General features: G+C 67.5%; 10 protein-coding genes and 1 pseudogene. 5 read left to right on the forward strand and 6 right to left on the reverse strand.

The genetic code is table 11. The features are described 5' to 3' along the window. The 4 genes and pseudogenes from J3474_RS02970 to tsaD all read right to left on the reverse strand — a co-directional run. Positions 1-297 (reverse strand): annotated as a pseudogene (locus tag J3474_RS02970) (hypothetical protein); the annotation flags it as partial. Between the two features lie 112 nt (positions 298-409). Then, complete coding sequence (locus J3474_RS02975; protein ID WP_207093056.1) at positions 410-1,930, reverse strand: lipopolysaccharide biosynthesis protein; 1,521 nt, start codon at positions 1,928-1,930, stop codon at positions 410-412. Beyond that, positions 1,927-2,925, reverse strand: coding sequence for an NAD(P)H-dependent glycerol-3-phosphate dehydrogenase (locus tag J3474_RS02980; protein ID WP_207093057.1), 999 nt, complete (start codon positions 2,923-2,925; stop codon positions 1,927-1,929). Before J3474_RS02980 ends, J3474_RS02975 begins: the two co-directional genes overlap by 4 nt. Further along, on the reverse strand, positions 2,922-3,974 hold the full coding sequence (gene tsaD, locus J3474_RS02985) for a tRNA (adenosine(37)-N6)-threonylcarbamoyltransferase complex transferase subunit TsaD (RefSeq protein ID WP_207093058.1): 1,053 nt from the start codon (positions 3,972-3,974) through the stop codon (positions 2,922-2,924). The genes J3474_RS02980 and tsaD overlap by 4 nt, the downstream gene beginning before the upstream one ends. Positions 3,975-4,018: 44 nt before the next feature. Between tsaD and hemC the strand changes: the two genes are divergently transcribed. The 3 genes from hemC to J3474_RS03000 are packed head-to-tail and all read left to right on the forward strand — an operon-like array spanning position 4,019 to position 6,635. Then, positions 4,019-4,957, forward strand: coding sequence for a hydroxymethylbilane synthase (gene hemC, locus J3474_RS02990; RefSeq protein ID WP_207093059.1), 939 nt, complete (start codon positions 4,019-4,021; stop codon positions 4,955-4,957). 8 nt (positions 4,958-4,965) lie between these two features. Further along, positions 4,966-5,664 (forward strand): uroporphyrinogen-III synthase, encoded by a 699-nt coding sequence (locus tag J3474_RS02995; RefSeq protein WP_207093060.1) that lies wholly within the window; start codon positions 4,966-4,968, stop codon positions 5,662-5,664. A 14-nt stretch (positions 5,665-5,678) separates the two neighbouring features. Beyond that, positions 5,679-6,635 (forward strand): hypothetical protein, encoded by a 957-nt coding sequence (locus J3474_RS03000; protein ID WP_207093061.1) that lies wholly within the window; start codon positions 5,679-5,681, stop codon positions 6,633-6,635. Between the two features lie 28 nt (positions 6,636-6,663). On the opposite strand, the gene J3474_RS03005 is transcribed toward J3474_RS03000, so the two are convergent. Continuing rightward, positions 6,664-7,923 (reverse strand): FAD-dependent monooxygenase, encoded by a 1,260-nt coding sequence (locus tag J3474_RS03005; protein WP_207093062.1) that lies wholly within the window; start codon positions 7,921-7,923, stop codon positions 6,664-6,666. Further along, complete coding sequence (locus J3474_RS03010; protein WP_207093063.1) at positions 7,920-9,620, reverse strand: alkaline phosphatase family protein; 1,701 nt, start codon at positions 9,618-9,620, stop codon at positions 7,920-7,922. Before J3474_RS03010 ends, J3474_RS03005 begins: the two co-directional genes overlap by 4 nt. Before the next feature lie 98 nt (positions 9,621-9,718). On the opposite strand from J3474_RS03010, the gene J3474_RS03015 reads away from it, so the two are divergent. After that, positions 9,719-11,767: a protein-disulfide reductase DsbD gene (locus J3474_RS03015; protein ID WP_207093064.1), complete on the forward strand. Its 2,049-nt coding sequence runs from the start codon at positions 9,719-9,721 to the stop codon at positions 11,765-11,767. Positions 11,768-11,923: 156 nt separating this feature from the next. Next, positions 11,924-13,660, forward strand: coding sequence for a bifunctional diguanylate cyclase/phosphodiesterase (locus J3474_RS03020; RefSeq protein ID WP_207093065.1), 1,737 nt, complete (start codon positions 11,924-11,926; stop codon positions 13,658-13,660). Positions 13,661-13,733: the final 73 nt, after the last annotated feature.

Below are 13,733 nucleotides of genomic sequence, written 5' to 3' on the forward strand. Positions count from 1 at the left end.
GGGTGAAGGCGGCGCGGCCATCGCGATCGACGCCGGCGGGGCGACTTGCTCCTCGGCCTGCACCGAGCCCGCGTTCTTGCGCTGCGCGGTGGTCACGATCGTGGTCCCATCCTGAACGGCCACGGCAGGCGGCGCTTGGGTCGCGGCCTCGCGCGGTCTTGTCGTATTGGCCTGCACAGCGCCCTGCCCGCTTGCCAGATCGCCGGTTTCACCCGCACAGCCGGCGACAAGAAAGAGAACCGTCGAAATACTCGTGCCCGCAATCCATGAACGCGGGCCTGCGTTTTGCTTCGGCATGGCCTTCCCTCCTCTCGGATTCTTTCCCGGAGCGAAGAAGGGCCTAATGCGGGTTAATCGCGACTGAATGCCGTTGACGCGCGACGAACCGATTACAGTGGTTTAATCGCGTTCAGGCCGCCTTCGTCTTCTGGAACAGCTTGCGATCTTCGGGACCGAAGGCTTTCTTCCAGATGACGTAGAGGTACGAACCGAGGATTGCGGGGATGCCGAACAGCAGCTCGGCCCATTCCGGCAGGTACTGCGTGGCGAGAAAACCGATGACGACCGCCGGAGCGGCCGCCCAGACCAGCGCCCAGCGCCAGTTGTTGATCTTCTCGCCAAGGTGCTTTGCCAGCATGCGCGACTTGACGACCGAGGCGAAGCCCAGCGCCAGCATCAGCGCGATTGCAGCGGCTGCCGCCTGGTACAGCGAATTGTAGCCATAGTGCTGCATCAGCATGATGCCTGCCAGCGTCAGGGCCGCCTGCAGGCCGATGGTAACTACCGAGACCACGAGGTTCTTGACCCGGGCGACGTAGATCAGCGCCGCCTCGCTGACGACTGCCGTCGCGGCGACGACTTCCGCGGCCAGCAGGAAGGCCAATGCGCCGGTGCCGCCGACGAACTCGCGCCCGACGAGGCCCATGACGCCTTCACCCGGAATACCGAGTGCAAGCGCAATGCCGGCCTGCGCCGCGGTGATCCAGAAACCCACCTGGCAGACCTGCCGGGCAATCGCCCCGTAATCCTTTTCCTTCAGGTTGCGGGTGATGACCGGCCCCAGCACCGGCTCGAAGCTGGTCTTGAGCTTCTGCGGCAGGCTCGCGACCTGCTGGGCGGCGTAGTAGACGCCCACTGCGGCAGGCGGCGCAAGGAAACCGAGCATGAAGATGTCGACGCGGCGCGTCCCCCACTCGATCGTGTCGGCCAGGGCGATCGGCATCGAACGGACCGCAAGACGGCGCATCTGCCCGCCCTTGGGGCGCCAGTGATGCGGCAGGCCGTATTCGCGGATGAAGGGGATGAAGGCCGTGATCGCCGCTGCGAAGATCGAGGCGATATAGGCCAGCGAAAGGCCGCTTTCGGGCGCAATCCAGATCATCGCGCCCGCCATGATCGAGATCGTCCATGGCTCGACGATGGCGCGCGACCAGACCGTCGGGCTGATCCGCAGGCGATAGGCCAGTGCCGCGAGCCAGATCTCGGTCAGGGTCAGGGGCGGGATGGCGATCACCATCAAGCGGTCGATCTCGGTGTACTTGCCGCCCGGGAACGTCAGCGCGGGCACGAACCAGAGGATCAGTGCCGCCGCGCACGAGGCGAGGATCGCGAGGACCATGCCATCAGCAACGACATTGGCGGGATGGACCTCGCCCTCGGTATCGGAGAGGCGCTGCGCCAGACCGCGTTTCTCGCCCATCGTGCAGATCATTGCGCACAGTTCGATCACCACCAGCGCGGAGGCGAAGCGACCGAGTGCGGCCGGACCGTAGACCGCGGCGCGGCCGGCGATGAAGAGAAACGGTATGCGCGCGGCCAGGCGCAGGAAGAACCCGAAGAAGTTCGTCCGCCCGCCCTTGGCCAGCGCTGCAATGTCATCCCGGTCGCCGGAACCGGGCGCGCCCTGGGCGCTGCCGGAAGTCTCGCTCAAGTACTGGCTTCCTGCTCTGCGCGCAGCGGCCGTGCGAGCATGTCTTCAACTACGGTTCCTGCAGGCGCATCGCCCTTCAGCAAGCGGCACACGGCCTGGACGATGGGCATGTCGATCCCCTCGCGCGCGGCCAGTTCGGCAAGGACCGGCGCGGTGGCCGCGCCTTCGGCAACGCTGTTCTTGCCCGAGAGGGCCGCCGCCGCAGACTGACCCTGCCCGATCGCAAGACCGAGCGAGAAGTTGCGGCTGGAAGTGGAATTGCAGGTCAGTACCATGTCGCCCAAGCCGCAAAGGCCGGCCAGCGTCTCAGCCCGCGCGCCGCGCGCGATGCCGAAGCGCAGCATCTCGGCATAGCCGCGCGCGATCAGTGCCGCACGGGCGTTCTGGCCGAGGTTGAGCCCCTCGACGACGCCGCAGGCGATGGCGAGGACGTTCTTGACCGCGCCGCCGATCTCGGCGCCGATGACATCGTCGGAATAATAGGGGCGCAAGGTGTGGCGCACGATCAGCGGCGCCAGCCGGTCCCACTGCGCTTCCCCGCCCGCGCAGGCGAGCGTCACCGCGGTCGGCAACCCGGCGGCGACCTCATGCGCGAAAGTCGGCCCGGACAGCACCGCCAGCTGTGCATCAGGCGCGGCAGCGGCCGCGACATCGGACATCAGGCGCCCGGTGCCGGCCTCGATCCCCTTGGCGCACAGGACAAGGTCATGCTCACCCCTGGGCAACAGGGCGATGATGGAGGCGAGGAACTGCGCAGGCACCACCAGCAGCAGCGCCGCCAATCCCGCCATCTCTGCAAGATCGCCGGTAGCGCGGATCGTCGGGGAAAGCCCGGCGCTCGGCAGGAACAGGCTGTTGCGGTGCTGCGCGTTGATTTCGGCCACGACTTCGCTCTCGCGCGCCCAGAGCAGCACGTCGCTGCCGTCGCTCGCCAGCGACTGCGCCAGGGCCGTGCCCCAGGCGCCTGCGCCGATGACCCCAACCTTGCACGTCATGCCTTCACTCCCGCGCCGCGAACGGCTTCTGCATTGGGATCGAGCGGCCAGCGCGGGCGCGCGGCCGTATCCAGCGGATCCGACTGCCCCAGTGCAAGACGTTCAACGCCCGCCCAGGCGATCATCGCCGCATTGTCCGTGCACAGGCCCAGCGGCGGCGCGACGAATGGCAGGCCATGATCTTCTGCAAGGGCTTCCAGTGCACCGCGGATCGCCGTGTTCGCAGCGACCCCACCGGCAACGACCAGCGCGTTCATTTCGCCCACGCCCCTGAGCGCGCGCCGCGTGCGGTCGATCAGGCAGTCGATCGCGGCCTGCTGGAACGAGGCGGCGATATCCGCATCGGTATAATCCGGGTCCGCCGCCGCATCGAGCGCGTGCTTGGCGCGCATCACCGCACTCTTGAGTCCCGCGAAGGAGAAGTGCGGCTCGGAAGATCCCACAAGCGGGCGCGGCAGGTGCACTTTCTTCGCATCGCCCTGCGCGGCCAGACGCTCGACCGCGGGGCCGCCCGGATAGCCGAGGCCCAGCAGCTTGGCGGTCTTGTCGAAAGCCTCGCCCAAGGCATCGTCGATGGTCGTGGCCAGGCGGCGGAACTGCCCGACACCTTCGACCGCAAGAATCTGGCAGTGGCCGCCCGAAACGAGCAGCAGCAGATAGGGATAGGCCAGCGTCTCGTCAGCCAGGCGGGGCGAGAGGGCGTGGCCTTCAAGATGGTTGATCGCGATGAGCGGCTTGTCGGCCGCCATCGCCAGGGCCTTGGCCGTAACGAGGCCGACCATCACGCCGCCGATGAGGCCGGGACCGGCCGTGGCGGCGATGGCATCGACCTCGTCCAGTTTCATGCCGGCATCGGCCAGCGTGGCCTCGATCAGCGGAGCGAGGCGCTCGGCATGGGCGCGCGCGGCGATCTCGGGCACGACGCCGCCATAGGGGCGGTGCACCTCGTCCTGCGACGCGATGCGCTGCGCAAGAATGACGCGCCCGTCGGTCACGAGCGCGGCAGCCGTTTCATCGCAGGAAGATTCTATCCCGAGAACTGTCCTCATCGCGACTTTCCCTGAACGACAATGCCGGGTAGCACAACCCGCCGATGGCACACGATAAACAAGACATGAAACTCCGCCTCGGCACCCGCCGATCACCGCTCGCCATGGCCCAGGCCGAGGAAGCGCGCGATCGTCTGGCCGCGGCCCATGGAATCGATCCTGCGCATATAGAGATCGTCGCGGTTACCGCCAGCGGCGATCGCATCCAGGACCGCGCCCTCGCCGAAATCGGCGGCAAGGCCCTGTGGACCAAGGAACTCGACGCCTGGCTGGCTGCCGGGGAGATCGATTTCGCCGTGCATTCGGCCAAGGACGTGGAGACGATCCGGCCCGATGCTTTCGCGATCTGCGCGGTGCTGCCGCGCGCGGACGTGCGCGATGTGCTGATCGGTGCCGACAGCATCCACGCCCTGCCGCCCGGCGCCGTGGTCGGCACCAGCGCCCCGCGCCGCGCAGCGCAGCTGCTTCACGCGCGCCCGGACTGCTCGGTCATCACCTTTCGCGGCAACGTCGCCACCCGCCTCGCCAAGCTGGCCGCGGGGGAAGCCGACGCGACCTTCCTTGCCGCCGCCGGGCTCGAGCGCCTGGGCCAGACCGGAACCGGCCACCCTCTGGCCGAGGATGAATGGCTCCCGGCACCGGGACAGGCCGCCATCCTGATCGAATGCCGCGCCGACGATGCGCGCACCCACGAGATTCTCTCGGCCATCGACGATGGCCCCAGCCGGTCCGCAGTGATGGCCGAGCGCGCGCTGCTCGCGTCGCTGGGCGGCAACTGCCACAGCCCGATCGCCGTGCTGACCCGCCTGGAAGGGGACCGGATCGTGCTGCGCGCCGCCCTGTACAGCCCGGACGGTGCCGAGAAGGTGGAAGGCGAAATCCGGTTTGCCGCGAGCGACCTCGAGGCCCCCGCCAGACTGGGTGCGGATCTCCTGTCCCGCGCAGTCCCGGCCATCGCCGCTCATTTCGACGGACCGGCCTGAGCGGGGCGATGACCCCTCTCGTCATCATTCGGCCCGAACCCGGAGCGGGTGCCACGGAAGTCGCAGCCCATGCCATGGGCCTCGATGCGCGCTGCTACCCCCTCTTCGCGATCCGGGCGCTCGAATGGGAGCCGGTTCCCGCGCGGGATGTCGACGCGATCCTGCTGGGCAGCGCCAATGCCCTGCGCCATGGCGGCGCGGCGCTGGAAACCTACCGCGGGCTTCCCGCCTATGCCGTGGGCGAAAAGACGGCCGATGCGGCGCGGGCCGCCGGCCTTGACATCGTGGCGACCGGAAAAGGCGGGCTGCAGCGCGTACTGCCTGACCTCGAGCCCGGGCACCGTCGCCTGCTTCGGCTCGCCGGACGCGAACGGGTCGAGCTTTCGCTGCCCCCCGGCGTGACAATGACCACACGCGAAGTCTATGCCAGCGAGCCCCTGCCCCTCCCCGCGGACCTGAAGCGCCTGTTGACTGCGCCTTGTGTGGTCCTGCTGCATTCCGGCGAGGCTGCCGCCCACTTCGCACAGTGCGTGGAGGCATCGGGAATCGACCGCGGGACCGTTTCCCTGGCCGCCATCGGCCCCCGCGTGGCCGAACGGACGGGCGATGGCTGGGCCGCACTGCACAGCGCCGACGAACCGAGCGATGCCGCCTTACTGGTCTTGGCCTCGCAGATGTGCCAAGACACCGCAAACAGGGTCCCATAAACGAAAAAGGCTCGATGCAGGACAATTCAGCGATATCCTCTGCAACCCATACCCGCCCGCGCTCGCGCAGCGGGGTGATCTTCGTGGCTTTGCTCGCCTTCCTGCTGGGCGCCCTGCTGGTCGCCTGGGCGGGTTCACGCGGCTATCTCGACAAGCTGCAGCCGGTCGAGGAACCGACCGAAGAGCCCGCCACGATTGCCGAGCCGGATACCGAAAGCGTCGCTCCCGAAACACCTGCGCAGCCCTCTCAGCCCACGGCCAAGCAGCTTGCCGCGATCGGATCGATCGAGGGGCGCCTCGCGCTGCTGGAGGACCGGCTCTCCCGCATCGATTTCCAGACCGACGCCGCATCGGGCAATGCCGCAAGGGCCGAGGGCCTGCTGATCGCCTTTGCCGCACGCCGCATGGTCGATCGCGGCGAGCCGCTCAGCTACGTCGCCGACCAGCTGCGCCTGCGTTTCGCCAATGCCCAGCCGCGCGCGGTGCAGACGGTGATCGATTTCTCGAAGAACCCCGTCACCATCGACGAATTGCGCGCGCGCCTGGAGGCGCTTTCACCCGAACTGAGCGCGACAGGCAGCGACATGAGCCTGTGGGACCGTGCCCGCACCGAACTGGCCGGGATGTTCAAGGTCCACCGCGATTCGGCGGCGCTGATGAGCCCGTCGGCAAGGATCGAACGCGCCAGCGTCATGCTTACCGCCAAGCGCATCGGCAGCGCGGTCTCCGAAGTGGAACGCCTGCCGGGCGCGGAAGCCGCCGACCGCTGGATCGCCGACGCCCGCCGCTATGAGGAAGTCCAGCGCGCACTCGACCTGCTGGAAACGACGGCCATGCTCGAACCGCGCCGCCTGCAGGATGCCGAGGGCCACAAGGTCGATCAGCCCAGCCCCCTGGCCACGCCCGGCACGCCGGAATCCATGCCCGGCGAAGACAGCGCAGATCAACCGATGGAAATGCCGGTCAACTGAGGCGGGCGCGTGGGCCGGGCCTGCGTCCTTATCCCTGCAGCAGTGCGGGCAGCTTGCCCGACATGCCCCGCGCCTCGTCCATGAAGAAGCGCTTGAGTGTCGGCATGCGCTGGACGGCGCCCATGCCAAGGCGCCGCGCCGCGCTGGGCAGGCGGCCCGAGATTCCGAAGAGGCGGGTCAGTCCGTCGGTCACCGACATGACCATGAAGGCATCGAGGCTGCGCCACTTCTCGTAGCGGGCCAGGAGCTGCGCATCGCCCGGCTCAAGGCCGAGACGCATGCCTTCGGTCAGCACTTCCACGAGCGCACCGACATCGCGCAGGCCCAGATTGAGTCCCTGACCGGCAATCGGATGCATGCCGTGCGCGGCATCGCCGATCACTGCGAGGCGGTCGTCGATCACGTGACCTGCATGGTGGAACCGCAGCGGATAGGACATGCGCGGCGCGGATAGCGAGATCGCGCCCAGCACGCCGTGCATGCGCGATGCCACTTCGTTGACGAACATCGCGTCAGGCATGGCCGTGATCCCGGCGGCGTCCTTTTCCGCGACGGTCCAGACCAGCGCGCTGCGATGGCGGCCCTCCTCGTCGTCGAGCAGCGGCAATAGCGCGAAAGGCCCGGCGGGATAGAAGATCTCCCACGCGGTATTGTCATGCGGCTTTTCATGGAACAGCCCGGTCACGAAGGCGCGGTGCTTGTAGTCCCACTTGGCCAGCGCGAAACCGGCTTCGTCGCGAGTGGGCGACTGGCGCCCTTCCGCCGCGACGAGCAGGCTCGCCTTGAGCACGCGGCCGTCGGATAGCTCGACCTCGACACCGTGAGGCCCGCGATCGCGGCGCACCGCCTCGGTCTTCACGTGCCAGGCGATGTTCGGTTCCTGCCGCGCCGCATCGAACAACGCGATGCGCAAATCGCGGTTGGCGAACATGCGGCCCAGCGAGCCTTCCTCGGGCTTGGGCGTGAAATCGATCCGGCCCGGCTTCATGGCGTCGGTTACCGCGATGGAATCGATCGGACAGCCCAGCGCATCCAGACTGTCGGCGATGCCGATGTTGCGGAACAGGTTCCAGCTCGCGGTAGAGATCGCCGAGGCGCGGCCATCGGCGCCGACCGCGGTCAGGTCAGCGGGATCGGCCCGGTCGATGACGTGGCTGGTGATGCCCGAGCGGGCGGCCGCCAGTGCCAGCGTCATGCCGACAAGGCCGCCGCCAAGGATGATCAGGTCGCGGCGCTCCCCGAGTTCGGGAGAAGCCGCCTGCTGCATGGTCGTCTGCGATTCGCTCATCGCGAGCAGCTATCGGCCTCCGAAGCGTCGATGTCGAGACACCTGCCATCCCAGGTCCCCGCCGGTTCGACCAGACCGATCTGTGCGGCGAGCGTCGGCGCGATGTCGACTGTCTCCACCGGCTGCGGCTGCTCCATGGTCACCATGCCCCGGCGCCAGAACAGCATCGGCACGCGGCGGTCATAGTCCCAGGGGCTGCCGTGAGTGGCGGTATAGCCCGGATGCGGCTCGGTGCCGGGCACGACGCCGCGCTTCGTCATCATCAGAACCTCGCCCGAGTGGGCGGGGTTGTAGGAGGCCGCGACGCGTTCGATCATCGTCCAGTCCTGCGGATTGCCGCTGGGGATCTTGGCCGCCTTGAGCTCATCGGCGGTAAAGACCGCCGCGATCTGCGGGTTCGCCTTGAGCCGGGCGACCAGTGCCGCGATCACCTTGCGGCGCTCCCTGGCGCTCAGGCCGTCGGCCAGCCAGATGTCGCCCGAACTGCCCGCACCGTACAGGAGCGGCCCGGACTTCGCAGTGATCCCGGTATCCTGCGACACCGCCTGCGCCAAGGCCTGGCCGGTCAGCGAAGGATCGAGGCGGGCCGCATCGGGCACGCCCTGCTCGCGCAGGCGCTCGGGCGCGTCGATGCCGCCGTGATCCGCCGACAGCACGACCAGGTAATCGATCCCGCGCGCATCGAGAGCATCGAGCAGGGTTCCGATGGTCTGGTCGAGCTGCGCCATCTGGATGCACATCTCGACGCCCTCGGTGCCAAAGGCATGGCCGACCTTGTCGGTCGCCGAATAGCTGACAGAAAGAACGTCGGTGAAGTCATCCTTGCCAAGGCCCATCTCGTCGACAAGGCGCACGGCCATGTCGGTGGTCGCCGCATCCATCCGCGGGCTGACGCTGAAGCCCTTGAAGTCGCCCGCCTTGAGCGGAAAGCGATAGGTACCGATCGAGAATGTACCGAGCGACATTGCGCGATCGACCGCGCCGCACCAGCCCGGGACCGGCAGGTCGCCGCTGCCCGCGCCCACGGTCTGCGCCAGCGCGGCATTCTCGGCCTGCGCTGCGGGCGACAGCTTGCGGTCGGCATAGCTGGTGAAGCCCTTGCCCTTGAACCAGTAGGCGGCATCGGCGGTGTGCCCGCTCATCATCACGACCGCACGGTCCTTGGCCGAGACCGCGACATTGAGCGCGGCCGGGTTGCGCTGCTTCATCAGGTCGCCCAGCGTCGGCGCCTTGAGATGATCGGGCGAGACGACCGGATCGTCTGAAGTGCTCTGCGGATTGCTTTCGTCCTCGGCACAATAGACCTGCTTGTCCTCGCGGCCGATGCCCGGGACATACCAGTTGTTGGCGATAATGCCGGTGCGTGCCGGGTGAACGCCGGTCAGCAGCGTCGAATGCCCGGGGCATGTCTCGGTAGCGGCATGCGACTGGAATCCCGACGGGAACACCGCGCCGGTGAGCAAGCGGCCAAGGCCGTGGCTGTAATGCTCACGATACTGGGCGAAGAGGTCGGCGGAAAACTGATCGACCGAAATGGCCAGGATCAGCTTCGGCTTTTCCTGCGCAGTCCGGGCAGCCGGCGCCTGCGGGGAAGGCGCCTGGGCAGAAGGTGCATCCCCGGCGAGGGCCGGAGCCGAAAATGCTGCGAGACCGGCAAGGACGAGCGGTGCGAGGCAAAGGCGCGAGGCGAGAGGCATATGGGGGGAGGTTCCTTGAAAAGTCAGCGCAATGCAGGCAATGCAACTTTGGCCGGAGCGAATATGTTTCGCAAGGCCGCCGGATGCACGGGAGCTTCATGGATACGCGCCGCTATCGCCTGTTTGTGGCAGTCATGTGTCACCTGCTGGCCCTGTTCCTGCTTCCGGCGACAGTATCGGCAGCGCCGAACCATATCGCTGCACAGCTGGTGGCCGGGCCGCCTGCCCCGGATGGCGGCCACGTCACCCTCGCGATAGACATGAAGCCCGAAAAGGGCTGGCACGGCTACTGGACCAATCCGGGCGACGCGGGGCTGGGCATGCAGCTCGACTGGGCGCTGCCTTCCGGCGCGAAAGTCGGCCAGCCGCAGTACCCGGTACCGCACACGCTGATCGTCTCCGGGCTGATGAACCATGTCTATGAGAGCGACTACGCGGTTCTCGTGCCGCTGACCCTGCCTGCGAATGCCCGGCCGGGCAGCCGCCTGCCGGTGCGCGTCAAGGCGCAGTGGCTGGCCTGCACCGACCAGATCTGCGTGCCCGAACGCGCCGACCTTGGCACCGAAGTGATTGTCGGTGCGCCGGGCGAGGACCCCGCCCGCTTTGCCGAATGGACCCGCCGCCTGCCCGCACCGCTGGGCGCGCCGGTCGAGATGGCGCTTTCCGACCAGTCCCTGCGTCTCGCGATTCCGCTTCCGGCTTCGGTCGACCTTGGCGAACCGCACGTCTTCATCGCGCAGGACAAGGTGGTGGACTACGCCGCGCCGCAGGTTTTCGCGCGCAAGGGCGACCTGCTGCTGGTGACGATCCCGCGCGTCGGTTTCGACCCGCAGAGCCCGGCAGTGATTGAAGGCGTGCTCAAGTTCGACCGCGCCGGCAACGGCATTTCCTTCACCGCACGGCACGGCACGGTGCCGACGGGCGGGGAAACGATCGCAGCCGGCGGCGCACCTGTGCTGCCCTCCTTGCCATGGCTGCTGCTCGCCGCGCTGGCGGGCGGCTTGCTGCTCAACGTCATGCCCTGCGTCTTCCCGATCCTCAGCCTCAAGGCGCTCAGCCTCGCCCGCGCGGGCGAGAGCGAGGCCCATGCGCGGATCGAGGGCCTTGCCTACGCCGCCGGCGTCATCGCCGCGTGCCTGGCGCTGGGCGGCGTCCTGCTGGTGCTGCGCGCCGCGGGCGAGGAAGTGGGCTGGGCCTTCCAGTTGCAGGAACCGCTGGTGGTGGTCGGCCTGCTGCTGCTGGCAAGCGCCATTACCGCGAACCTGCTCGGCCTGTTCGAATTCGCCGTTCCCGGTTTCGTGTCCGGCGGCAGCCCGCGCAGCTATACGCAGGGTGCCTTCGCCACCGGCCTGCTTGCCGCCTTCGTCGCGACGCCCTGCACCGGGCCGTTCATGGCGAGCGCGATGGGCGCGGCGCTGCTGCTGCCGGTCGTGCCCGCGCTGGCCCTCTTCGCCGCGCTGGGCCTGGGCATCGCCTTGCCCTTCATCGCAGTTGCATTCATCCCGGCCCTGCGCCGCCGCCTGCCCAGGCCCGGGGCGTGGATGCGCCGCTTCAGGCTGATCATGGCCGTGCCGATGGGCCTGACCGCGCTGGCCCTCGCATGGCTGGCGTGGAAAATCGGAGGCGAATGGTTCCTGCTGGGCGCACTGCTGTTCACCGGCGTCGTCCTCGTGGCGCTCGCCGGGGCCGGCATGGCCCAGCGCCGGGGTCGCAGCGCCGCGCCCGCGGCTATGCTTGCGACCTTCGCTGCCGTTGCCGGACTTGCCCTCCTGCCGCGTCCGGGCCCGCGTGCCGCGCATGTCGATAGCATCCTGAAGACCGCGCCGTTCAGCGAGGAAGCGCTGTCGCAGGCCCGCGCTTCGGGCAAGCCGGTCTTCGTCTACATGACGGCGGACTGGTGCCTTACCTGCAAGGTCAACGAGGAAGTCGCCATAGAGCGCGAGGACACCCGGGCCGCCTTCGAAAAGGCAGGCGTAGTGGTGCTGCGCGGAGACTGGACCCGGCGCGATCCGGATATTACCCGCTATCTCACCGCTCAGGGCGCGGCCGGCGTTCCGCTCTATGTCTGGTACGCCCCGGGCCGCGCACCCGAAAAGCTGCCCCAGGTGCTGACCCCTGCACTGCTTGCGGAGAAAGCGGGCCGCTGATCCTGCCGCGTTTGCGGCGGCTCGCGCTCCTCGGCGAGATATTGACGCGGATTTATCTTTACCAGCGGTGAGTCCCCTAGCTGCCCAACGCAAAACCGTTAGCCGCGTTACCGTTATCAGGAGACGAATTGAAACCGCGATTCGGGACACCGCCGGATGGGATCACCCGCAGTCAACAGTTTGCAGGATCATGGCCAGCAGGCCGGCTCGTTCTGGATCGAGGCCGTCGACGATGTCCTGATCGTCGCAGTGACCGACCGCGCCGGGCGGATCCTCTATGCAAACGACCGGTTCTGCGAGATCAGCGGCTACGGTCACGAGGAACTCGTCGGCGCCAACCACCGCATCCTCAACAGCGGCCATCACGACCGGGCCTTCTTCAAGACCATGTTCAACACGATCTGCGCCGGCGAAATCTGGCGCGGGGAAATCTGCAACCGGGCGAAGGACGGCTCGCTCTACTGGGTCTCGACGACGATCTTCCCCGAACTCGACGAGGCGGGGGAGGTCTGCCGCTTCGTTTCCTGTCGCTTCGACATCACCGAACAGAAGAACGCCGAGCAGCGCATGCGCGCGATGGCCGTCACCGATGCGCTCACCGGGTTGCAGAACCGCCTCGGCTTCCAGCATCGCTTCGCCCAGCTCCTGAGCGAGGCGCAACTGCACCAGCACGGCTTGGCGCTGCTGATGCTCGACATTGACAACTTCAAGGACATCAACGACGTCAGCGGGCACGATGCCGGTGACCAGTTCCTCAAGACCATGGCCTATCGCCTGCGCACCGTGCTGGGCAGCGAGGCACTGATCGCAAGGCCCGGCGGCGACGAGGTCGCCATTGTCCTGAAGCGCACGCCCGACAGCGAGCCGCTGGCGGACATCGTAGAACAAATGCAGGAAGCGGTCAGGGCTCCCGTCCAGATCGGACCGGCCTTCCTGCTTGCGACGGCAAGCATCGGCCTTTCGGTCTATCCAAAGGACGGCCAGTGCACGGCCGAGTTGATCAATTGCGCCGACGTCGCGCTCTATTCGGCCAAGCGCGTGGGCCGGAACCGCTGTATCCGCTTCAAGCCGGAAATGCTGGAGCGCACGCGGCGGCGCGTTCTGATCCAGGAACAGGCACACGCAGGCCTTTCCGCCGGACAGTTCGAACTGTTCTACCAACCGATCGTCGGCCTGCATGAAAGCGGCCTGCCATCGTTCGAAGCCCTGCTGCGCTGGCATCATCCGGTGCTCGGCCTGATCGCACCCGGCGCGTTCGAGGAGGTTTTCGAATCGCGCCAGCTCTGCGCGGAGATCGGCACGTTCGTGCAGGAAGCGGTTATCATGCAGACCCGCGCCTGGATCGATGCAGGCATTCCGTTCGCGCAAGTGAAATACAACACGACGACCGCCGACTTCGACGCCCCGCACTTCGCGGCACGCCTCCTGACCTTGCTCGACCGGCATGGCGTCGGTGTCGAACGCATCGGCATCGAGGTGACCGAGGGCATGTTCCTGGGACAGCAATCGGAGATCGTCCGGCGCGAACTTCATGCGCTGTCGAACGCAGGCGTCGAAATCGCCTTCGACGATTTCGGCACTGGCTTTGCCTCGCTCACGCATCTGAAGGAACTGCCCATCAGCCGCTTGAAGATCGACCGCAGCTTCATCACCAACCTGACCAGCGACACGCGAGACCAGAAGATCGTCCACGGCATGATCGCTCTCGCGCACAGCCTGGGCATTTCGGTAACCGCGGAAGGTGTCGAGACGTCCGATCAGATGGAGCTGCTCACGGTCATGGGATGCGATCGCGTCCAGGGCCATTTCCATTGCGAGGCCATTCCCGCGGCCCAAGTTCCGGCGGTGCTCAACCGCCTCAACCCGCCATCCAACGAGCGGGTTGCCGCCTGAGCGGCATGCAGGGGCGATGTGTGGCGCCCTGCTGCCTGCCGCTCATCAGCCGTCAGATCGCGGGCCATCGCCT

The organism is Novosphingobium sp. PY1, assembly GCF_017312445.1.
In the GTDB taxonomy this organism is placed as follows: domain Bacteria; phylum Pseudomonadota; class Alphaproteobacteria; order Sphingomonadales; family Sphingomonadaceae; genus Novosphingobium.

Coding starts and splice junctions, on each gene's coding strand:
- J3474_RS02980 (WP_207093057.1), bottom strand. CDS start 2,925: ATGACGTGCAAGGTTGGGGTCATCGGCGCAGGCGCCTGGGGCACGGCC.
- tsaD (WP_207093058.1), bottom strand. CDS start 3,974: ATGAGGACAGTTCTCGGGATAGAATCTTCCTGCGATGAAACGGCTGCC.
- hemC (WP_207093059.1), top strand. CDS start 4,019: ATGGCACACGATAAACAAGACATGAAACTCCGCCTCGGCACCCGCCGA.
- J3474_RS02995 (WP_207093060.1), top strand. CDS start 4,966: ATGACCCCTCTCGTCATCATTCGGCCCGAACCCGGAGCGGGTGCCACG.
- J3474_RS03000 (WP_207093061.1), top strand. CDS start 5,679: ATGCAGGACAATTCAGCGATATCCTCTGCAACCCATACCCGCCCGCGC.
- J3474_RS03005 (WP_207093062.1), bottom strand. CDS start 7,923: ATGAGCGAATCGCAGACGACCATGCAGCAGGCGGCTTCTCCCGAACTC.
- J3474_RS03010 (WP_207093063.1), bottom strand. CDS start 9,620: ATGCCTCTCGCCTCGCGCCTTTGCCTCGCACCGCTCGTCCTTGCCGGT.
- J3474_RS03015 (WP_207093064.1), top strand. CDS start 9,719: ATGGATACGCGCCGCTATCGCCTGTTTGTGGCAGTCATGTGTCACCTG.
- J3474_RS03020 (WP_207093065.1), top strand. CDS start 11,924: ATGGGATCACCCGCAGTCAACAGTTTGCAGGATCATGGCCAGCAGGCC.